Here is a 21,304-nt window from a genome sequence, read left to right as displayed (position 1 = left end):
CGCGTCACAGGACGGTCAGGGAGCGGGAGGTGTTGTTCAGCACCTCGAGGCCGTCGTCGGTGCAGACGGCGATGTCCTCGATCCGCGCGCCGTAGCGACCCTCGAGGTACACGCCGGGCTCGATCGAGAAGGCCATGCCGGGCTCGAGGACGAGCTCGTTGCCCTCCACGATGTACGGCTCCTCGTGCGTCTCGGTGCCGATGCCGTGGCCGGTGCGGTGGATGAAGAGGTCTCCGAGCCCGGCGTCGGCGAGCACCTGACGTCCGACCGCGTCGACCGACTCGGCGGTGACGCCAGGTCGCGCGTGCTCGCGCTGCACCTGCTGCGCCTCCTCCAGCACCGCGTAGGCGTCGAGGTACTCGCGCGGGGCTGTACCTCCGGCCAGGTAGTTGCGGGTGCAGTCCGAGCAGTAGCCGGCCGCGTTCGTGCCGCCGATGTCGACGACGACGGGGTCGCCCTCCTGGATCACGCGGTCCGAGACCTCGTGGTGCGGGGACGCGCCGTTCGGGCCGGAGCCGACGATGACGAAGTCGACCTGCTCGTGCCCCTCCTCGAGGATGGCGCGGCCGATGTCGGCGCCGACCTCACGCTCCGTGCGGCCGGGTCGCAGCCACTCCCCCATGCGCTGGTGCACGCGGTCGATCGCGGCACCGGCGTCGCGCAGGGCGGCCACCTCGTGCGGGTCCTTGCGCATGCGCAGCTCCGCGAGCAGCGGGCCGGCGAGCCGGACGTCGGCGAAGCGTCGCTGGAAGGCGAGCACCCGCTCGGCCCACATCTGGTTGTCGACCGCGACGACGGCGTCGGCGGGCAGCAGCGAGCCGACGAGGGCGTAGGGGTCGTCGGTCTCGCCGAACGTCGCGATCTCGACCTCGACGCCCGACGCCTCCGCGGCGGCGCGCTCCAGCGCGGGCGCGACGAGCACCGGGTCGCCGTCGGCGGGCACGACGAGGCAGGTCAGCCGCTCCAGCGGCTTGGCGTGGTAGCCGGTCAGGTAGCGCAGGTCGGCGCCCGGGGTGATGAGCAGGGCCCCGACGGACCGGCTGCGGGCGAGGTCTTGGGCACGGGTCCAACGGGAGGTCACGCGTCGAGCCTACGTCGTGGAGCCCGCCGCAGCCGTCGACAGGTGCCGTGGCGGCGCGTCTCCCCTAGGGTGTACGGATCACATCACGAGTGGATCGGGGGATCCCCATGCGCAAGATCGTCGCTGCCACCGCAGCGGTCGTCCTGTCCGCAGGCCTCGTCTCCGCGTCACCGGCCGTCGCCGGTGGCTCGAAGCCGGAGGTCGACACGACGAGGCTGACGCAGGCCGTCCAGGTCAACGGGGTGCTCCAGCACCTGCGTCAGCTGCAGACCATCGCGAACCGCAACGGCGGCAACCGCGCGTCGGGGCTGCCGGGCTACGAGGCGTCGTCGGACTACGTCGCCAAGACGCTGCGTGCGGCCGGCTACCGGGTCCGCAAGCAGACCTTCACCTTCCCGTTCTTCGCGGAGAACAGCCCGGCGACGCTCGTGCAGCGCACGCCTGAGGAGAAGACGCTCGAGACCGGGGTCTTCACCTACTCCGGCTCCGGCTCGGTCACCGGGCCGGTCGTCCCCACGAAGGACGTCGTCATCCCGGCCTCGCCCACGCCGAGCAGCACGTCGGGCTGCGAGGAGGCCGACTTCGAGCCGGCTCCCACGGAACCCTCGGTCGCGCTCGTGCAGCGCGGCACCTGCGACTTCGGCCTCAAGGCGTCGAACGCCCAGGCCGCCGGCTACGACGCCGTGATCATCTTCAACGAGGGCAACCCCGACCGCACCGAGCTGGCCACCGGGACGCTCGGCTCGCCGGTCGACCTGCCGGTCGTGGGCCTGTCGTACGACGACGCCGTGGCGCTCGTCGACGACGTCCGCGCGGGTGGCGCCACGGCCACGGTCACGACCGACACGGTCACCGACCTGGAGCGCGAGACGCACAACCTCATCGCCGACTGGCCGCGTCGCACGAAGCACGACGACCAGGTCGTCGTGGTCGGCGCGCACCTCGACTCGGTGCCCGAGGGGCCCGGCATCAACGACAACGGCACCGGCGTCGCCGGCACGCTGGAGATCGCGAAGCAGCTGGCGAAGACCGGCTACACGAAGAAGCTGCAGCGTCCGGTCCGGTTCGCGTTCTGGGGAGCGGAGGAGCTGGGCCTGCTCGGCTCGCAGCACTACGTCGACACGCTGTCGGACGGCGCACGCTCGAAGATCTACGCGAACCTGAACTTCGACATGCTCGGCTCGCCGAACTACGTGCGGCTGGTCTACGACGGGGACGGCTCGTCGTTCGGCACCGCCGGTCCCGCGGGCTCGGCCCAGATCGAGAAGGTCTTCACCGACTACTTCGGCCGCGCCCGGCTCGCGACCGACCCGACCGAGTTCGACGGTCGCTCCGACTACGGCCCGTTCATCCAGTACGGCATCCCGGCCGGCGGCCTGTTCAGCGGTGCCGACGACGTGAAGACCGAGCGTCAGGCGAGCATCTACGGCGGGACGGCGGGCGAGATCCTCGACCCGAACTACCACACGCCGCAGGACGACATCACCCGCCTGAACACCACGGTGCTCGGCCAGCTCACCGACGGCGCGGCCCACGCCGTCGCCACCCTGGGCGTGTCGAAGAAGGGTCTGTACGGCGACGGCGCCCGCACCAAGGTGCGCACCAACGCCACCGCCAAGAAGGCCCCGAAGGTCACGGAGGGCCCCGCAGCCCAGCGCTGACGAGCCGTCCCCACGTTTCGGAACACCATCGCCCATCTGGCCCCGCCGGATGGGCGATGGTGTTCCAGGTCGCGGAGATTCCCAGGTTGACCTGGGAATCTCCACCGCGCACGGGGAACCGACGCGTGCACGGCTTGCTTTCCGTGCACCGGTGAGAATTCCGTGCGGCGACGGCGGGGACGCTGGTCTTCGACGCGCGAACGTCGACGCCGACTGATCGGAGGCGCTCGGCCGATCCTGGACTCTGCGCCCATCCGCCAGCCTGACGACGGCCTAGGCTGAGCGCGTGACCACCGGACGCCTGCTCCTGCTCGACTCCGCGAGCCTGTACTTCCGCGCCTTCTACGGCGTGCCCGACTCGTTCAAGGCGCCGGACGGGACGGTCGTCAACGCGCTGCGTGGTCTGCTCGACTTCGTCTCGACGCTGGTCGACCAGCATCGTCCCGACGCGGTCGTGGCGTGCTGGGACGACGACTGGCGCCCGCAGTGGCGGGTCGACCTGCTGCCCTCGTACAAGACGCACCGTGTCGCGCAGGCCGGCGAGGGCGGCCTGGGCGAGGCGAGCAGCGACGGCGCGGGCGGCACCGGCGCGGCCGAGGAGTCGCCCGAGCTGCTCACGCCGCAGGTGCCGCTCATCGCCGAGGCGCTCGGCATCCTCGGGGTCCCGGTCGTCGGTCGCGAGGGCGCGGAGGCCGACGACGTCATCGGCAGCCTCGCGCAGGCGTGGGACGGACCCGTCGACATCGTCACCGGCGACCGCGACCTCTTCCAACTCGTCGACGACGACGCCGGCGTCAGGGTCCTCTACACGGCCCGTGGGGTGTCCTCGGCCGACGTGGTCGACGCGGCCTGGATCCGCGCCAAGTACGGCGTGGAGCCGCAGCAGTACGCCGACTTCGCGACCATGCGGGGCGACACGTCCGACGGCATCCCGGGCGTCCCGGGGATCGGCGAGAAGACCGCGGCCCTCCTGCTCGATGCCTACGGCGACCTCGACGGCATCCTCACGGCGGCGCACGACCCCGACTCGGCCGTGAAGCCGCGGGTGCGCGCCTCGCTCGTCGAGAACGAGGAGCTCGTCGGGGTGATGCGTCAGGTCGTGCGGGTGCGCGACGACGTGTGCGGCACCGAGGTCGTCCGCGCCCTCGCCCCGCTCGCGCCGGAGCAGCGTGACGCGCTCGAGGCGTTCGGCACCACGTGGGGCCTCGGCGGTGTCGTCGAGCGGCTGACGGCCGCGCTCAGCCGCTGAGCGAGGAGTACGACACCACGCCGCGCCGCAGACCGTCGAGGCTCTGGCGGGCGGTGGTCCGCAGCGGGCCGGGCCCGGCCGCGTCGGCCACCTGGGCGACGAGGTCGATGAGCTGCTTCATGGCGCGCACGAAGTCGCCGGCCGCCATGCCCGTGGTCCGCAGGACGTCGTCGAGCGACGCGCCCCCGACCCAGGCCGCCGCCGTCTCCGCGAACCCGAAGTCGGGCGTGCTCAGGAACTTCACCCGGTGCTGGCGCTCGAGCGCCTGCAGGTCGGTGCAGAGCAACGCCATCTCCTCGGAGACGTCGAGCGTCGTGCGGTCGGGGAAGCGCGGCGCCGGCGGGTCGTCCTTGCGGCTCTCGAAGGTGAGGCCCGACAGGACGGCCGCGAGCTGGGCGGGGTCGAGCCCGTCCCACACCCCGCGCCGCAGACACTCGCTGACCAGCAGGTCGAGCTCGCTGTAGAGCCGCTGCAGGCGCCGACCGTCCGGTGTGACGGTGTCCCCGTCGAGGTAGCCGAGCTCGTCGAGCACGTCGCAGACGCGGTCGAACTGACGGGCGACGGTGTTCGTGCGCTGCTCGATGCGTCGGCGCTGCTGCTCGGTGTCGCGCTCGAGCTTCGTGTACCGCTCGGCCCACCGGGCGTGCGCCTCGCGGTCGGGACAGGCGTGGCAGGGGTGCGCCTTGAGCGCGGCACGCAGCTCGGCCACACGCGGGTCGGTGCGCTCGTCGGTGACCCGCTCGGTGGGCCGGTCGGGACGGTAGGGCGTGTCGGTCTGCCAGCGCAGACCCTCGGCCCGGCTGCGCAGCGAGGACGCGAGGTCGCGGCGGGCCTGCGCGTTGCGGGCGTTGAACGACTTGGGGATCCGCATCCGCGTGATCGGCTCGACGGGCACCGGGAAGTCGACCGGGCCCAGACGACGCGAGTGGCGGCTCGCGGTGAGCACGAGCGGCCGTGGCGCCTCGGCCGCACCGACGACACCCGGGTCGAGGACGACGGCGAGTCCCGCGAACTTGCCACCGGGCACGTTGATGACGTCGCCCGTGCGCAGCCTCGCCATCGACGCGACCGCGTCCTGACGTCGGTCGGCCTTGCGCTGACGTGCCCCCGACGACTCGATCTCGCCCAGCTCGCGCCGCAGCCGCGCGTACTCCAGGAAGTCGCCGAGGTGGCACTGCGCGGCCTCGCGGTACCCCTCGAGCGCGTCGTCGGCCTTGCGGATCTGACGCACCAACCCGACGACGGCACGGTCAGCCTGGAACTGCGCGAACGACTGCTCCAGCAGCTCGCGCGCGGGCCGACGCCCCATCTGGTCGACGAGGTTGACCGCCATGTTGTACGACGGGCGGAAGGAGGAGTTGAGCGGGTAGGTCCGCGTGGAGGCGAGGCCGGCGACCTGCTTGGGGTCGAGCTGCGGCTGCCACAGCACCACGCCGTGACCCTCCACGTCGATGCCGCGACGCCCCGCGCGGCCGGTGAGCTGGGTGTACTCCCCCGGCGTCACGTTGACGTGCGCCTCGCCGTTCCACTTGGTGAGCCGCTCGATGACGACCGACCGGGCGGGCATGTTGATGCCGAGCGCCAGCGTCTCGGTGGCGAACACGACCTTGACGAGGCCATCGCTGAACAGCTGCTCGACGACCTCCTTGAACGCGGGCAGCATGCCGGCGTGGTGGGCGGCGACCCCGCGACCGAGTCCCTCGCGCAGCTCGTGGAAGCCCAGCACGTGGAGGTCCTCGTCGGGCAGGTGCGCGCACGCCTCGTCGACGCGGTCCTCGATCTCGCGACGCTCGTCGGGGGTGGTCAGCATGACGCGGGCGTCGAGCAGCTGCTGGACGGCCGCGGCGCAGCCCGCTCGGCTGAACACGAACACGATCGCGGGCAGCAGACCCTCGGCCTCGAGCTTCTCGACCACCTCGACGCGGCTCGGCGTGCGGTGCCGGCTCTGCGGGCGCCGGTGGCCCTTCGGCGGCCGCCCGCGACCGCCTCCCTTGCGGGCACGGTCGAGCTGCCAGTCCTGGCGGGCCATGCTCTCGAGCTGACGGTTGACGCGCACGGCCTCGTTCCCGGACCCGGGCGCCGACTCCGCCGCATCGTCCTCGAATAGCGGGAACATCTTGCGACCCACGAGCACGTGCTGGTGCAGCGGCACGGGCCTGCGCTCCTCGACGATCGTCGTGGTCGACCCGCGCACCTCGCTCAGCCAGTCACCGAACTCCTCGGCGTTGGAGACCGTCGCCGACAGCGAGACGACGCTGACCGACTCGGGCAGGCCGATGATGACCTCCTCCCACACGGCACCGCGGAAGCGGTCGGCGAGGTAGTGCACCTCGTCCATGACCACGTAGCCGAGGCCGTCGAGGGTGCGCGAGCCCGCGTAGAGCATGTTGCGCAGCACCTCGGTCGTCATGACGACGACGGGCGCCTCGCCGTTGACTGTGCTGTCGCCGGTGAGGAGTCCCACCCGGTCGGCGCCGTAGCGCTCGACGAGGTCGTGGAACTTCTGGTTGGAGAGTGCCTTGATGGGCGTCGTGTAGAAGCACTTGCGCCCGGTGGCGAGCGCGAGGTGCACGGCGAACTCGCCCACGATCGTCTTGCCCGACCCGGTGGGCGCCGCCACGAGCACGCCGCGGCCCGCCTCGACCTCCTGGCACGCCTGTACCTGGAAGGGGTCGAGCGTGAACCCGTGCAGCCCGCGGAACTCCGCGAGGTGGGGGTGACGTCTCGTGGCCGAGGCCTGGGCGAACTTCTCGGCCGGGCTCGTCATGCCCCCAGCCTACGGACCCTCAGGGCACGAGCACGCGCAACGCGCGCTCGAGCACCGTCACGGTGAGCGGCAGCGGGCCCAGACGCTCGCCGTCGCCGTACGCGACGACGTCGGGACACGCGAGGTGCACGCGACGCACGCGGTGCCGCTCGAACTCCGGCAGGTCGACGTGCGTGCCGCGGTACAGCTGCGGGAACACCCGCACGAGCCGCGCCTTGCTGACCGGTCGGATGACGCACACGTCGAGCAGTCCGTCGTCCATGACCGCGCCCTCGGCGATGCGCAGTCCGCCGCCGAACGACGGACCGTTCCCGACGGCCACCAGCATCGCCTCGGTGTCGAGGCGCGTGCCGTCGAGGTCGAGGGTGAACGCCAGCGGCTGGAACGTCCGCAGCTCGGCGAGGATCGCGAGGTTGTAGCGCTGGTTCCCGCGCGGCCACCTCATGGCGTTGGCGCGCTCGTTGACCTTCGAGTCGAACCCCGACGCCACCACGGTGACGACGTGACCCCGGTCGGTGCTCGCGAGGTCGACGACACGGGTGCGTCCGCGGAGCACGACGTCGAGCGCCGCGTCCGGGTCGCCGACGGGCAGGCCCAGCGCGCGGGCGGTGTCGTTGCCCGTCCCTGCGGGCAGCAGGCCGACCGTGACGTCGCGCTCCGCCACGGCCGGCAGCACGTCGTGCAGCAGCCCGTCGCCGCCGACGACGAGCACCAGCTCGGTGCCCGCCGCGACCTCGCGCGCGACCGCCTCACGCGCCTGGGCCCCGTCGCTGCTGTGGATCCGGGCCACCTGGTGCCCCGCGCCGGTGAGTCGCGCCGCGGCGGCTGCGGCGATCCGCTCGCCCTGGCGGCGGCCGGAGACCGGGTTCACCACCAACGTCACGAGCATGGCGGACAGCCTAGGGGGTCCCCCGTCCGTCGTTCAGTCGTCGACCGACGACGGACCCTCGAGCTCGGACGGCCCGTCCAGCGGCGACGCGTCGTCGTCCGCCGTCTCGTCGACCCGCTCGCGTCCACGCTTGCGGTCGGTGAGCTTCGCGATCACCTCGGAGATGAGGTAGAGGATCGTCATCGGCACCGCGAGGAACAGCATGGTCAGCGGGTCCGTCGTGGGCGTGGCAATGGCGGCGAACACGAAGATGCCGATGATCGTCCACGGCCGGGCCGACGCGAGCTGCTTCGCCGAGACCAGTCCGAGCCGGTTGAGCAGCACGACGACCAGCGGGATCTCGGCCGCGACGCCGAACACCAGCATCATCTTGACGATGAAGTCGAAGTACTCGGCGCCGGTGACGAGCGAGCCGAAGCCGTCGGGCACGAACCCGATGAGGATCTCCATGGCCTTCGGCAGCACCACGTAGGCGAGCGCCGCGCCGCCGATGAACAGCGGCGCGCCGGTACCGGCGAGCAGCAGCGCCCAGCGCTTCTCGTGGCGGTGCAGGGCGGGCAGCACGAACGCCCAGATCTGCCACAGCCAGAACGGGCTCGACGCGAGCAGCCCGAACACCAGCGAGATCTTGAGCTGGTACTGGAACGCGCCGCCGACGCCGGTGATGATCAGCTGCGTGTCGATGCCCTCGCGCTCGAGCAGCGGACGCATCTCGTTGTACGGGTGCGTGAGGAAGTTCAGGATCGGGGCGTAGAAGACCAGCCCGAGGATCGTGAACACGGCGATCGCGAGGACCGCGCGGGTGAGTCGGGAGCGGAGCTCCCGCAGGTGCTCCACGAGGGGCATGGTGCCGCCCGCGGCCCCGGACGGCGCGCCGCTCAGCGACGCCAAGACTTACGCCTGCTCGGACGTGCCGTCGCGGCGCAGCTGCTCGGAGCGGGTGGTTGCCTCGGTCCGCGCGCCGGAGTCGTCGACGACCTCGCCGTCGAGGTCGTGGGACGGCTTCTCGTCGTCCTTGAGCTCCTTGACCTCGGACTTGAAGATGCGGAGCGCGCGTCCGGAGCCACGGGCGAGCTCAGGGAGCTTGCGGCCTCCGAACAGCAGCAGGACCACGCCGAGGATGAGAAGGATCTCCGTGGGGCCGATCTGCCTGAACATGGTGTCTCTTTCGTCGGGTGCGGTCTCATCCATCGTACGCCGCAAGTGCTGAACGGGCGGTGTCCAGCACCTGTACGCGCAGTGCGTCCGGCTCGACGACGTGCACGGTGCCGCCGTTGCGCAGCACGAGCCGACGCAGCCACGCCTCGTCGCCACCGTACAGGCGCACGCGACGTCGGCCGGCGACGTCGCCCAGCTCCTCGACGGTGTAGTACTCGGTGAGCCAGTGCGCGGCGGGGTCGAGGTCGAGGACGGCCGAGGGGGTCTGCTCACCCACCTCGAAGAGGTCGTCGCCCAGGTCGCGCGACGTCGCGTCGTGCCGCTGGGCGCGACGACCGGTGTCGTCGGCGCGGACGACACGGTCGAGGCGGAAGAAGCGCACGTCGTCGGCGCGCAGGCAGTACGCCTCGAGGTAGGTGTGGCCCTGGCGCGTGAAGAGCCGCTGCGGGTCGACCTGGCGCGTCGTGACGTCGTCGCGGGAGTCGGTCGCGTAGTCGATCTCGAGACGGTGCCCGTCGGCGAGCGCCGCGGCCACGGTGTCGCGCACGGCAGGGTCGACGTCGGCGACGTGCACGTCGACCGCCTCGACGGCACCCTCGGCGGCCACCGCCGTCTCGAGCTTCGCGAGCGCCGCGTCGACGATGGGCAGCTGCGAACCCGACGCCGACGCCCGCAGGGTGCGCAGGGCAGCCACGAGCGCCACGCCCTCGTCGGCCGTGAGCCGCAGGGGCCGGCTGAGGAACTCGGCGTCGCGGATGTGGATGACGTCGTCGACCTCCAGCGCGGCGAGGTCGACGTCGATCAGCTCACCGGCGTACTCCCCCACGCCCGTGAACATGAGCAGGCGGAGGTCGTCGCGGATCTGCTTGGGCGTCACCCCGAACTCGCGGGCCACCTCGCGCACGGGCACGCCGTCGTTGCCCTGCAGGTACGGCACGAGCGCCAGCATCCGCACGACCTGCTGCGCGGAGCGGTTCGCGGGCCGCGTCACGCGCCCACCCCCGGGCTCGGCAGTCCGGTGTCCGCCAGCACCGCGCGCAGCCGGGCGACGACCTGGTCGCGCAGGTCGGGCGGGTCGAGCACGACGACGTCCGGCCCGTACGACGCGATCTCGGCCGCGAGGTCCCACCCGGTGGAGAACGGGACGACGAGGACGTCGCGGCCGTCGGGGCCGGTCTCGACGTGCGTGGCGGTGCGTCGCAGTGCGTTCGCGCGGCGCTCGGCCACGCTCAAGCGGGCGACGCGGTCGGACGGGCGGGGGAAGAGTGCGGTGGCGGCCGCCGAGACGACCTCCTCCGGCGGGCGGCGGAACGCTCCCGGCTCACCGTCGAGCTCGAGGTCGCCCACCACGCGCGAGAGGCGGAACATGCGCGGTGCGTCGCGGTCGACGTCGTGGCCGACCAGGTACCAGCGACCGCGCCACGAGAGGATCCGCCACGGCTCGACGTGCCGCTGCGACGGCTCGTCGGCGCCGGGGCGACGGTAGGCGAAGCGCACGGGGACGCTGCGGGCCGCCGCGTCGAGCGCGACCTCGAAGGCCGGCTCGTGGGCCGACAGCTTCGGCTCGGCCATGCGGAGCACGTCGGTGTCGACGTCGACGCCGGCGGCCTTGAGCTTCACGAGCGCCGAGGTGGAGCTCGAGGCGAGCCCGGCGTGCTCCCACACCTGCGCGGCGAGGCCCAGCACCGCAGCCTCCTCGCGGGTCAGGTCGAGGTCGGGCAGCTCTGCGGTGTCGCGGCGGATGCGGTAGCCGGGCTCGTCGTCGAAGTACTTGTCGTTGGTGCCGGTCTCCACGGCGATGCCCAGCTCGCGCAGCTCTTCCTTGTCGCGCTCGAACTTGCGCTCGAACGCGACCTGGTTGGACTCGCGGTAGTCGGCGATCGCCTGGCGGATCTGGTCCTTCGACAGGTACTGACGGGTGACGAGGAGGGTGAAGATGAGGTTCATCAACCTCTCTGTCTTGCGGTCGGCCACGCCCCCAGCATGTCAGACGGTCAGGACGCGTCCAGGATGTCGATCGCGAAGGCCAGGGTGTCGCCCGCCTTGATGTCGCTTGCGCGGTGATCTCCGCGCCCTTCTTGACCTTCTCGCCGTCGCCCTTGATCGCGACGTACGCCGCGGCGCGCTTCGGGTCCTTCGTGACGTCCTTGCCGTCCTTGAAGCCGCTCGGCTGGCCGTCCTTCAGCACGATCGACGGCACGCTGCTCGGCAGCTTCTCGGCCGTGCCCTTGGCCTCGGTGCCGACCTTGCCGACGATGTCGAACAGGAAGACCATCGTGTCGTCCTTCTTCACGCCGAGGGTCTGCTCGGCCTGCGTCTGGGCCTGGCCGTCCTTGAAGCCGTCCTTCGGCGGGATCGCCACGAGCACGCGGCTGCCGACCTTCTGGCCGGTGAGTCCCTTGACGAAGCCCGCCAGCACGCTCTCGGTCGACAGCTTCGTGGTGAGCGGGCGCTCGGCCTTGAAGGAGTTGTCGAACTGCTTGCCGGTGCGCCCGTTGACCGCGACGTAGTTCAGCTTCACGGTGTCGCCGTCCTTCACCTCGGCGCCGCTGCCCTCCTTGACGACACGCGTCTCGGTGGCCGACGCGGTGAAGTCGTCGGGGACCGTGACGGACGGGCTCTTGGCCGAGCTGACCTTCACGTCGTCGAGTCCGTCGGACCCGGCACCGCAGCCGGCGAGCACGAGCGCGAGGACGGAGGTCAGGGCGAGGGCGAGATGGCGACGCACGGAATCACTTTCGTCGAGGTGATGGCCTCCGTCACGCTATCGGCACCGACCAAGAGCAGCCTGAACGACCGCCCAGAACACGCTGCGGACGTCGGGCGACGCCCGTGCTCACATGCCGTCGATGAGTCTCTGGACCCGGTCGTCGGCGGCGCGGAACGGGTCCTTGCAGAGCACGGTGCGCTGCGCCTGGTCGTTGAGCTTGAGGTGCACCCAGTCGACCGTGAAGTCGCGGCGACGCTCCTGCGCACGCTTGATGAAGTCGCCGCGCAGCTTCGCGCGCGTGGTCTGCGGCGGGACCGACTTGGCGGCGAAGACGTCGCGGTCGTTCGTCACCCGGGCGACGGCGCCCCGGTTCTGCAGCAGGTAGAAGATGCCGCGGTCGCGGCGGATGTCGTGGTACGCGAGGTCGAGCTGCGCGATGCGCGGGTCGGCCCAGCTGAGACCGTGCGCGGTGCGGTAGCGGTCGAGCATGCGGAACTTGATGACCCAGTCGATCTCGCGCTCCACGAGCGTGAGGTCCTCGGACTCCACGGCCTTGAGCGTCCGCTCCCAGAGGTCCATCGTCCGGTCGATCGTCGGGGTGTGCAGACCGTGCCGGTCGACGAACTCCGCCGCCTTCGCGAAGTACTCGGCCTGGATCTCCAACGCCGACAGCTCGCGGCCGTTGGCCAGCTGGACCGTGCGACGCCCGGTCATGTCGTGGGAGATCTCGCGGATCGCGCGGATCGGGTTCTCGAGGGTCATGTCGCGCATGACCACGCCGGCCTCGATCATCCGCAGCACGAGGTCGGTCGTGGCGACCTTGAGCAGCGTCGTGGTCTCGCTCATGTTCGAGTCGCCGACGATGACGTGCAGGCGCCGGAACCGCTCGGCGTCGGCGTGCGGCTCGTCGCGCGTGTTGATGATGGGCCGCGAGCGGGTCGTGGCGCTCGAGACGCCCTCCCAGATGTGCTCCGCACGCTGGCTGACCGAGAAGATCGTGCCGCGCGGCGTCTGCTGCACCTTGCCCGCGCCGCAGATGATCTGCCGCGAGACGAGGAACGGGATCAGCACGTCGGCGATCCGGTTGAACTCCCCGCCTCGACCGACCAGGTAGTTCTCGTGGCACCCGTAGGAGTTGCCGGCGGAGTCGGTGTTGTTCTTGAACAGGTAGATGTCGCCGTCGACGCCGTCGTCGGCGAGGCGCTGCTGGGCGTCGATCATCAGGCCCTCGAGGATCCGCTCCCCCGCGCGGTCGTGGGTGACGAGGTCGACGAGGTCGTCGCACTCGGGCGTGGCGTACTCGGGGTGGCTGCCGACGTCGAGGTACAGCCGCGCGCCGTTGCGCAGGAACACGTTGCTGCTGCGTCCCCACGACACGACCCGTCGGAAGAGGTAGCGCGCGACCTCGTCGGGCGACAGACGGCGCTGTCCCTTGAACGAGCAGGTGACGCCGTACTCGTTCTCGATCCCGAAGATCCGCCGGTCCATGTCGTCAGCGTAGTCCTGAGTACCAGCCGATGGGGTTCGAAGCGCCGCGGACGCGAGGCAGCCGTAGGGTCGTCGCCATGGAGCACAGGACTCTCGGAAGGACCGGCCGCGACGTGTCGGTCGTCGGTCTCGGCACGTGGCAGCTCGGAGCGGACTGGGGCGACGTGAGCAGCGATGACGCCGCCGCCGTCCTGGAGGCGGCCGTGGAGTCCGGCGTGACCTTCCTCGACACCGCCGACGTGTACGGCGACGGTCGCAGCGAGCAGGCGATCGCCGCGTTCCGGCGCGCGCACCCCGACCTGGATCTCACGGTGGCCACGAAGATGGGCCGCCGCCTGGACCAGGTGCCGGAGAACTACGTGATCGAGAACTTCCGGGCGTGGACGGAGCGCTCCCGCCGCAACCTCGACGTCGACACGCTCGACCTCGTGCAGCTGCACTGCCCCCCGACGGCCGTCGTCGAGGACGACGAGGTCTACGACGCGCTCGACACGCTGGTCGACGAGGGCGTGCTCGCCGCGTACGGCGTCAGCGTCGAGACGTGCGACCAGGCCCTCGCGGCGATCGCCCGCCCGAACGTCGCGTCGATCCAGATCATCCTCAACGCGTTCCGGCTCAAGCCGCTCGACGCGGTGCTCCCCGCTGCCCGCGAGGCCGGCGTCGGCATCATCGCGCGCGTCCCGCTCGCGAGCGGTCTGCTGAGCGGCCGCTACACGCGCGACACGACGTTCGCGTCCGACGACCACCGGACCTACAACCGCCACGGCGAGGCGTTCGACGTGGGCGAGACGTTCTCCGGCGTCGACTTCGAGGTCGGCGTGCAGGCCGCGCAGGAGTTCGCCGCGCTGCTGCCCGACGACGTGACCCCGGCGCAGGCCGCCCTCGCCTGGGTCGTCGCGCAGGACGGCGTGAGCACCGTCATCCCCGGCGCCCGGAACCCCGAGCAGGCACGGGGCAACGCGTCGGCCGCCGACGTCACCCTCGACGCCTCCGTGCTGGAGGGCGTGCAGCGGATCTACGACGAGCACCTGCGCGAGGCGGTCCACCCCCGCTGGTGAGCACCAGCGGGGGTGGACGGTCTGGTCGGCTCAGAGCCCGGGCAGCGGCGCCGGCAGCACCGGTGCGGGTGCCCGTCGAGTGGTCGGCTCGTCGGTGAACGGCGCACGGTCCTGCTCGCAGGTCGAGCGATCGCGTGGCGCCTCCCCGTCGACGAGGTACCGGGCGATCGCAGCGTCGGCGCACGTGCTCACCGCGAGGGTCGTGTGGCCGTAGCCCTCGACCGTCAGCACGCGAGCGTCGTCGAACTTCTCGGCGAACGGCCGGGTGTTCGCGTACGGGGTCGCCGGGTCGAAGCGCGTACCGATCACGAGCACGGTGGCGTCGGTCGTCTGCGTCCACGGTCCGGTGAAGGCGTCGCGATCGCGCAGGCCGATCTGCGGGCACTGGACACCGACCCAGCTGCGGAAGCGTCCGAACCGAGGCGCGACCCGGTCCTCGCGGTCGGCGAGCGCGGGGTACGCGGCGGGCGGGAGAACCGAGCGGGAGTCGACGCAGAGCTGGGCGAGCGAGCTGCCGAGTGAGGTGTACCGCTCCTGCGTGGGGGCCAGCTGACGCTGCAGGGTCGTCGGCGCCTCGCCACCGCCCTCCGCGAGCAGCACCAGGAAGTCCGAGAGGCCAGAGAACGCGCTCGGCGAGTAGAGCTGGAGGAAGATCGAGGAGATGGCCAGCGGGTAGGTGAACTCGACCGGCGTGCCCTGGACGTCGATCGTCACGGGTCGCGTCCGTAGCCGCTCGAGCACCTCGTCGACGACCTCTGCGGGATCACCCAGCGCGTTCAACGAGCAACGCTCCCCGGCGAGGCGGCAATGCTCCAGGAACTCGTCGAACACCTCCTCCGCCGCCGGACCTTGCGCGAGGCGAGCGCCGACGGAGCGCGGGTCGCGGTTCGCGCCGGAGTAGGCCTCGACGTCGACCGTGCCGTCGAGCACCATCGAGCCGACCCGGTCGGGGAACAACCGAGCGTACGTCGCGCCGAGGTAGGTGCCGTAGGAGTAGCCCTGGTAGGCGAGGGTGTCGTCGCCGACGGCGCGCCGCAACAGCTCGAGGTCACGGGCCACGTTCGCGGTCGACGCGTGACGGATGACGTCACCGGCCTCCGCACGGCAGGCGCGCGAGATCCGTGCCGTCTGGCGCACGAAGGCGCGCTCCTCGGACCGCGTGACCGGGAAGGCCGGAAGGCCCTCGAGCGCGGCCGCCTCCGCGTCCGCGTCGTCGAAGCAGCGCGCGGGATCGGAGAGGCCGACCCCGCGCGGGTCGAACCCGACGAGGTCGTAGTGCTCGCGCACCTCGGGGGTGACGAGGACGTCGAAGACCTGCTGCAGGGTCGAGACCCCCTCACCGCCGGGGCCTCCGAAGTTGAGGAAGAGGCTCCCCTTGCGCGACGACGGCCGGCTCGCCGGAAGACGGGTGAGCGCAACGGTCGTCGTGGCGCCACGGGGGCGGTCGTAGTCGGTCGGCACCTGCACGCTCGCGCACTCGAAGCCAGCGGGCGCACCTTCGTCGCACGCCTGCCAGTCGATGGTGGGCGTGGCGATGCGATCGAGGCGTTGCTGCTCGTCGAAGGCGCGTGCCTGGACCGTGGTGGTGGTCGCGGTCAGCAGCCCGGCGGCCAGTACGGCCACCGTGACGGACGACAGGAGTCGTCGCATGGTTCCCCCCGAAGGATCGATGACGTGACGTCACCGACGCTAGGCGTGGGGGGTCGTCCCGCGCATCGGCCGCGAGGCCGAGTCGTCGTCCTGGCCGAGCGCGGCGGCCGCGAGCCGCAGCGCCTCCTCCAGCCCGAGACCCTCGGTGTAGTGCTCGGTGAGGTGCGCGTCGACCTGCTCGCTCTGTCCGCCCATCACGCCGTGGCCACGGACGTCGGCGACCGAGCCGTCGTAGGTGAGGCGGTACACCTGGTCGTGGGCGGCGTCGTCGCCCACCTCGGCCACGAAGATCTCCACCTCGTACGGCTTCTCGCCGCCGGAGGAGAAGATCGTGCCGAGCGTCTGCGCGTACGCGTTGGCCAGCCCGCGACCGGTGACGTCGCGCCGGTCGTAGGCGTAGCCGCGCATGTCGGCGAGCCGGACGCCCGCGATGCGCAGGTTCTCGAACTCGTTGTAGCGACCGACCGCCGCGAAGCCGATGCGGTCGTAGATCTCGCTGATCTTGTGCAGCGCCTGCGAGGGGTTCTCCGCGACGAGCAGGATGCCGTCGGCGTACTGGACCACGACGACGCTGCGGCCACGGGCGATGCCCTTGCGCGCGAAGTCGGCCCGGTCCTTCATGAGCTGCTCGGGCGAGACGTAGAACGGTGCGGTCATGCGGGGTCTCCTCAGGTGAGGGGGGCCGAGGGCCCGTCGGGACGGGTCATGCGGCCGCCGATCACGGCGTCGGCGACGGCGGCGGTCTGCGCCTCGTCCCACGCCCGGTAGCCGTCGGCGGTGATGACGCTGACCAGCGGGAAGATGCGCCGCGTGAGGTCCGGGCCGCCGGTGGCGGTGTCGTCGTCGGCCGCGTCGTAGAGCGCCTGGATGACGGCGGTGACCGCCGAGCGCTCGTCCATGCCCTCGGCGTACAGCTTCTTGAGCGAGCCGCGCGCGAACGTCGAGCCGGAGCCGACGGAGTGGAACGTGCGCTCCTCGTTCTTGTTGCCGGTGACGTCGAAGGCGAAGATGCGCCCGCACTGCTGGTCGAGGTCGTAGGCGGCGAACAGCGGCACGACGGCGAGGCCCTGCATGGCCATGCCGAGGTTGCCGCGGATGAGGGTGGCGAGCCGGTTGGCCTTGCCGTCGGTCGACAGCGTCGCACCCTCGATCTTCTCGTAGTGCTCGAGCTCGACCTGGAAGAGCCGGGTCATCTCGATCGCGATGCCGGCCGTGCCGGCGATGCCGACGCACGAGTACTCATCGGTCGGGAAGACCTTCTGGATGTCGCGCTGCGCGATGACGTTGCCCATCGTCGCCCGGCGGTCGCCGGCCATGACGACTCCGTCGGCGAACGTGGCGGCCACGATGGTGGTGCCGTGCGCGACGCCGGCGAGCTCACCGGTGGCGGCCCCGGCCGCGCCCGGCATCATCTCCGGCGCCTGCGAGGCGAGCAGGTCGGCGAACGACGACCCGCCCACCGAGCGGTACCCGTCGGGCAGCATCGCTGGGCCGTTCACTGGCCGCCCTTCTGCACGAAGCTGCGGACGAACTCCTCGGCGTTCTCCTCGAGGACGTCGTCGATGTCGCCCAGGATCGCGTCGACGTCGTCGTCGAGCTTCTCCTTGCGCTCGGTGTCCTGGGGCGCGGTGGTCTCGGCGGTCTCCGCCTGCTCGTCGTCGGACCTGCGGGGCGTCCTGTGCTGCTGCTCGGCCATGGGTTCACCCTAGCCCCCTGAGGCCCACGCGCCGCTCGGGTTTCCGCGTGGTGCGGGTGCGTCGTGCGCGGGGCGTGGGCCTTGCCGGTGCGCTGCCCCGGCTGGCGCTGGCGGTGGCCTCCGAAAGGGCCTCGACCGGCAGCGGGCCTGGACGCGGTTCCGGGTCTCGGGGTCTGGCCTAGGCCCGCCCTCGACGCAAGATTCTTCGTTCCTGCGTTCTTGACCCACCGATCGGCGTTCGCGCGTCCTATCGGTGGATCTGCAACCGCAGGAGCCGTTCTGCGGTTGAAGATCCACCGATAGCGGGCTGCCGGCGCAGATGTCTCTGCGTTCGCGACGGGATCCCGTGACAAATGCAGAATCCTTGGACCCCGACGAGCGAACGCAGAGTCTTGCGTCAACCCCGTGCCCAACCTGCAGCCCGAGACCCCGGACCAGCGCCGTCGCCAGCCGCCCGGTCGAGGCCCTTGCGGAGGCCAGACCCAGCGAAGGCCGAAGCAGCGCACCAGCAAGGTCAGACCCCCCTGCGGCAGCGCAGCAGCGAGACAAGACCCCCGCAGGCAGCGCACCAGCGCGTCGACGAGAAGAGAGGTCAGCGCCCCGTGATGGTGCGGAAGAAGGCGGTCGCGTCAGCGCTGTCCTCGAACAGCGCGCCGACGTGCTCGGCGGTCCCGCGCAGCGGCTCCATGGTGGGGATGCGCTGCAGCGACTCGTAGCCGGGCAGGTCGAGGATGACGGAGTCCCAGGAGGCGGCGGCGACCTCGGAGGCGAAGGTGCTGAGGCAGCGGCCGCGGAAGTAGGCGCGCGTGTCGTGCGGGGGCTCCTCGATCGCGCGGACGACCTCCGCGTCGTCGACGATCCGCTCGAGGCGGCCGGAGTGGACGAGACGGTGGTAGATGCCGCGCTCGGGTCGCACGTCGTGGTACTGCAGGTCGACGAGGTGCAGCTTCGCGTGGTCCCAGTCGAGCCCGTCGCGGTCGCGGTAGGACTCGAGCAGCGACAGCTTCGCGACCCAGTCGAGCTCGCGCACGCACTCCATCGGGTCGCGGCCGAGGCGGGTCAGCACGCTCTCCCACCGGGCGAGGACGTCGTCGGTCTGCTCGTCGGACCCCTCGCGGGCGACGAAGGCGCGTGCCTGCTCGAGGTAGTGCCACTGCAGGTCCAGGCCCGTCATCGTGCTGCCGTCCTGCAGCTCGACGAGCGCGGTGAGGGTCGGGTCGTGCGAGATGGCGTGCAGGGCGACGACCGGCTGCGCGAGGGCCGGCGCAGGTGACAGGAAGCCGGCCTCGAGCATCGCCAGCACCAGCGACGTCGTCCCGTGCTTGAGGTAGATGGACGTCTCGGCGAGGTTGGCGTCGCCGACGATGACGTGCAGCCGCCGGTACTTCTTCGGGTCGGCGTGCGGCTCGTCGCGGGTGTTGACGATCGGCCGCTTCAGCGTGGTCTCGAGCCCGACGCCGACCTCCATGTAGTCGGCGCGCTGCGAGAGCTGGAAGGCGTGGACGCTGCCGTCCTGCTCCTGCCCGACCCGGCCAGCGCCGCAGACGACGGGGCGGGAGACGAAGAACGGCGTCAGCTGCGCGACGATCGCGTCGAAGGGGACGGCCCGGTCGACGAGGTAGTTCTCGTGCGACCCGTACGACGCGCCCTTGTTGTCGATGTTGTTCTTGTAGAGCACGATCGAGCCCGCACCCGGCACCTGCGCGGCGAGCTCGGCACCACGACGCATCACGTGCTCGCCGGCCTTCTCCCAGACGACGACGTCGCGCGGCGAGGTGACCTCCGGCGAGGAGTACTCGGGGTGCGCGTGGTCGACGTAGAGCCGGGCGCCGTTGGTGAGGATGATGTTGGCGAGCCCGAGGTCCTCGTCGGTGAGCTGCGTCGGGTCGGCGCGGTCGCGGCTGAGGTCGAAGCCGCGCGCGTCGCGCAGCGGGCTCTCCTCCTCGAAGTCCCAGCGGGCTCGGCGCGTCAGGCCGTGCGCGGCGGCGTAGCTGTTCACCACGTGCGTCGACGCCACCATGGGGTTCGCGCTGGGCTGCCCCTGCACCGCGATCCCGTACTCGACCTCGCTGCCCTGGACCCGACGCACCGTCATGGGCCCAGCGTAGGGGTGTCGTCCTCGCGACGTCGGCCGCCCGCGTCCTGACGGGACGGGTGCCGGAGCGTCACGCCGACTTCGCCCCGAGGTCACCTGGGCGTGGCCCGGCCGACGTCGGCCGCCACGACGCTCGACGCATGAGGATCGTGATCGTCGCAGAGTCCTTCCTCCCCCAGACCAACGGTGTCGTGCACTCGGTGCTGAGGGTCCTCGACCACCTCGCGTCGCGAGGTGACGAGGTGCTCGTCGTCGTGCCGGACGCGGCGACGGAGGTGCCGCACGAGGTCGCCGGCGCGCGCGTCGTGACCCTGCCAGCCTGGGCGTTCCCCGGCTACCCCGACGTCAGGGTCGCGACCGGTCGGGTCTCCCCCGTCACCGCGATCCTGCGCGACTTCGACCCCGACGTCGTGCACCTGGCGTCGCCGTTCGCGCTGGGCTGGCGCGCCGCACTGGCGGCCAACGCCCTCGACATCCCGGTGGTGGCCGTCTACCAGACCGACGTGCCGACGTACGCGGGTCGCTACGGCATCCGCGGCGTCGAGAATCTGCTGTGGAAGCGGGTGCGCGACGTGCACGGCCGCGCCGACCTCAATCTCGTCCCGTCCACCGCCACCCTGGACACCCTCCAGGCGCAGGGCGTCGAGCGCCTGGTGCTGTGGCGCCGCGGTGTCGACACGGAGCGCTTCTCCCCCGCCCGCCGTGACGACGCCTGGCGCCGCACCGTCGCGCCGGACGGCGAGCGGCTCGTCGGGTACGTCGGCCGACTCGCGCCGGAGAAGCAGGTGCAGGACCTCGCGGCCCTCGCCGGCGTGCCCGGCACCCGCCTCGTCGTCGTGGGCGACGGACCGGAGCGGGGGCGGCTCGAGCGGCTGCTGCCCGGTGCCCACTTCACCGGGATGCTGCACGGCACCGAGCTCGCGACCGCGATGGCGAGCCTCGACGTCCTGGTGAGCACGAGCGAGACGGAGACGTTCTGCCAGGTCGTCCAGGAGGGGCTCGCGAGCGGCGTGCCCGTCGTGGCGGCCGGGGTGGGCGGACCCGTCGATCTCGTCGACCACAGCCGCACGGGCTGGCTGTACCCCGCGGGGGACCTGGCCGCGATGGCCGGCTTCGTGCGCGACCTGACCGGCGACGAGTCCAAGCGCGCGGCGTTCGGCCGTGCCGCGCGCCGGGCCGTCGACGGACGGGGCTGGCAGGCCGTGTGCTCCCAGCTCGTCGGTCACTACGCCACGGCGATCGAGCGGCACGCGGGCGTCGGCCCCCAGGACATCGGGCTCCTGCACTGGACCACGCGCCGCATGGTCAAGGGCTGAGCCACCGGGTGGCTGTGCGGGGACGCGGGCCCTGCTCACTCCTCCCCGGCGATGCTCTTCGCGAGGTGCACGCTGTCGTCGTAGCCGGCGTAGAACCCGAACGCAGGCTCGTCGGCGTAGCCGCTGGAGGTGTAGAGGGCGATGGCCTCGGGCTGCTGGTCGCCCGTCTCCAGCACGAGGCGTCGGACACCGGCCTGCGCGGCGGTGCGCTCGAGCTCCGCGAGCACGATCCGCGCGAGTCCGCGCCGACGGTGCGTCTCGCGGACGAACATCCGCTTGATCTCGGCGTCGGACGCGCCCTGCGGCCCGCCGCGACGCCAGCCGCCCATCGCCGCAGCCCGGCCGTCGACCTCGAGCACGAGGAACAGGCCGGCCGGCGGCACGAACTGCTCCGCATCGATCGGCGAGACGTCGCCCTCTCCCCCGTAGCGACGGCCGTACTCGGCCTGCACCTCCGCGGTCATGGCGACCACCTCGGGGTCGTCG

At 71.7% G+C, this 21,304-nt stretch carries 17 protein-coding genes and 2 pseudogenes; 4 read left to right on the top strand and 15 right to left on the bottom strand.

All coding sequences use genetic code 11. From position 1 onward, the window contains the following. Positions 1–4 precede the first annotated feature (4 nt). Positions 5–1,081, bottom strand: a complete 1,077-nt coding sequence (locus A6Q81_RS09065) for a M24 family metallopeptidase (RefSeq protein WP_067857430.1) — start codon at positions 1,079–1,081, stop codon at positions 5–7. Positions 1,082–1,188: 107 nt separating this feature from the next. On the opposite strand from A6Q81_RS09065, the gene A6Q81_RS09060 reads away from it, so the two are divergent. Beyond that, positions 1,189–2,742 carry a M20/M25/M40 family metallo-hydrolase gene (locus tag A6Q81_RS09060; protein ID WP_286690252.1) on the top strand — a complete coding sequence of 518 codons (1,554 nt, stop codon included), beginning with the start codon at positions 1,189–1,191 and terminating at the stop codon, positions 2,740–2,742. Between the two features lie 286 nt (positions 2,743–3,028). Beyond that, positions 3,029–3,991, top strand: coding sequence for a 5'-3' exonuclease (locus A6Q81_RS09055; RefSeq protein ID WP_286690251.1), 963 nt, complete (start codon positions 3,029–3,031; stop codon positions 3,989–3,991). On the opposite strand, the gene A6Q81_RS09050 is transcribed toward A6Q81_RS09055, so the two are convergent. The 8 genes and pseudogenes from A6Q81_RS09050 to pafA form a co-directional block, all read right to left on the bottom strand. Beyond that, entirely contained in the window at positions 3,981–6,758 is a 2,778-nt protein-coding gene (locus tag A6Q81_RS09050) for a DEAD/DEAH box helicase (RefSeq protein WP_286690250.1), read from the bottom strand. The two genes, A6Q81_RS09055 and A6Q81_RS09050, sit on opposite strands and share 11 nt — an antisense overlap. 19 nt (positions 6,759–6,777) lie before the next feature. Further along, positions 6,778–7,647 (bottom strand): YegS/Rv2252/BmrU family lipid kinase, encoded by an 870-nt coding sequence (locus A6Q81_RS09045; protein WP_286690249.1) that lies wholly within the window; start codon positions 7,645–7,647, stop codon positions 6,778–6,780. A gap of 33 nt (positions 7,648–7,680) precedes the next feature. Beyond that, positions 7,681–8,538 carry a twin-arginine translocase subunit TatC gene (gene tatC, locus A6Q81_RS09040; RefSeq protein WP_236749699.1) on the bottom strand — a complete coding sequence of 286 codons (858 nt, stop codon included), beginning with the start codon at positions 8,536–8,538 and terminating at the stop codon, positions 7,681–7,683. 3 nt (positions 8,539–8,541) lie between these two features. Then, positions 8,542–8,805, bottom strand: coding sequence for a twin-arginine translocase TatA/TatE family subunit (gene tatA / locus A6Q81_RS09035; RefSeq protein ID WP_083516367.1), 264 nt, complete (start codon positions 8,803–8,805; stop codon positions 8,542–8,544). 25 nt (positions 8,806–8,830) lie between these two features. Further along, positions 8,831–9,796: a helix-turn-helix transcriptional regulator gene (locus tag A6Q81_RS09030; protein ID WP_067857447.1), complete on the bottom strand. Its 966-nt coding sequence runs from the start codon at positions 9,794–9,796 to the stop codon at positions 8,831–8,833. Beyond that, positions 9,793–10,779: a helix-turn-helix transcriptional regulator gene (locus A6Q81_RS09025; RefSeq protein WP_286690248.1), complete on the bottom strand. Its 987-nt coding sequence runs from the start codon at positions 10,777–10,779 to the stop codon at positions 9,793–9,795. Before A6Q81_RS09025 ends, A6Q81_RS09030 begins: the two co-directional genes overlap by 4 nt. Positions 10,780–11,131: 352 nt before the next feature. Beyond that, positions 11,132–11,326: pseudogene (locus A6Q81_RS17220) on the bottom strand (FKBP-type peptidyl-prolyl cis-trans isomerase); the annotation flags it as partial. A gap of 315 nt (positions 11,327–11,641) precedes the next feature. Next, complete coding sequence (gene pafA, locus A6Q81_RS09015) at positions 11,642–13,003, bottom strand: Pup--protein ligase (RefSeq protein ID WP_067857454.1); 1,362 nt, start codon at positions 13,001–13,003, stop codon at positions 11,642–11,644. A gap of 77 nt (positions 13,004–13,080) precedes the next feature. Between pafA and A6Q81_RS09010 the strand changes: the two genes are divergently transcribed. Further along, complete coding sequence (locus A6Q81_RS09010; RefSeq protein WP_067857457.1) at positions 13,081–14,061, top strand: aldo/keto reductase; 981 nt, start codon at positions 13,081–13,083, stop codon at positions 14,059–14,061. A gap of 30 nt (positions 14,062–14,091) precedes the next feature. Here A6Q81_RS09010 and A6Q81_RS09005 read toward each other — a convergent pair whose 3' ends face one another. From A6Q81_RS09005 to dop, 5 genes and pseudogenes are all read right to left on the bottom strand, one after another. Then, positions 14,092–15,711 (bottom strand): alpha/beta hydrolase, encoded by a 1,620-nt coding sequence (locus A6Q81_RS09005; RefSeq protein WP_286690246.1) that lies wholly within the window; start codon positions 15,709–15,711, stop codon positions 14,092–14,094. A gap of 84 nt (positions 15,712–15,795) precedes the next feature. Further along, a pseudogene (gene prcA, locus A6Q81_RS09000) lies at positions 15,796–16,368 on the bottom strand (proteasome subunit alpha); the annotation flags it as partial. 11 nt (positions 16,369–16,379) lie between these two features. After that, positions 16,380–17,195 carry a proteasome subunit beta gene (gene prcB / locus A6Q81_RS08995; protein ID WP_067861533.1) on the bottom strand — a complete coding sequence of 272 codons (816 nt, stop codon included), beginning with the start codon at positions 17,193–17,195 and terminating at the stop codon, positions 16,380–16,382. A gap of 11 nt (positions 17,196–17,206) precedes the next feature. Further along, positions 17,207–17,407, bottom strand: a complete 201-nt coding sequence (locus tag A6Q81_RS08990) for a ubiquitin-like protein Pup (RefSeq protein WP_067857466.1) — start codon at positions 17,405–17,407, stop codon at positions 17,207–17,209. Between the two features lie 592 nt (positions 17,408–17,999). Next, the gene (dop, locus tag A6Q81_RS08985; protein ID WP_286690245.1) at positions 18,000–19,502 is read right to left on the bottom strand and encodes a depupylase/deamidase Dop; all 1,503 of its coding nucleotides are present in this window, start codon (positions 19,500–19,502) and stop codon (positions 18,000–18,002) included. A gap of 140 nt (positions 19,503–19,642) precedes the next feature. On the opposite strand from dop, the gene A6Q81_RS08980 reads away from it, so the two are divergent. Then, a complete protein-coding gene (locus tag A6Q81_RS08980; RefSeq protein ID WP_286690244.1) occupies positions 19,643–20,818 on the top strand; it encodes a glycosyltransferase family 4 protein in 1,176 nt (391 codons plus the stop codon). Positions 20,819–20,853: 35 nt separating this feature from the next. On the opposite strand, the gene A6Q81_RS08975 is transcribed toward A6Q81_RS08980, so the two are convergent. Next, complete coding sequence (locus tag A6Q81_RS08975) at positions 20,854–21,282, bottom strand: GNAT family N-acetyltransferase (protein WP_286690243.1); 429 nt, start codon at positions 21,280–21,282, stop codon at positions 20,854–20,856. Positions 21,283–21,304: the final 22 nt, after the last annotated feature.

Source organism: Aeromicrobium sp. REDSEA-S38_B2, assembly GCF_001628525.1.
Lineage (GTDB): Bacteria > Actinomycetota > Actinomycetes > Propionibacteriales > Nocardioidaceae > Aeromicrobium > Aeromicrobium erythreum.
The sequence above is the reverse complement of the archived record's forward strand: the minus strand, read 5'-3'. Positions and strand labels throughout refer to the sequence as shown.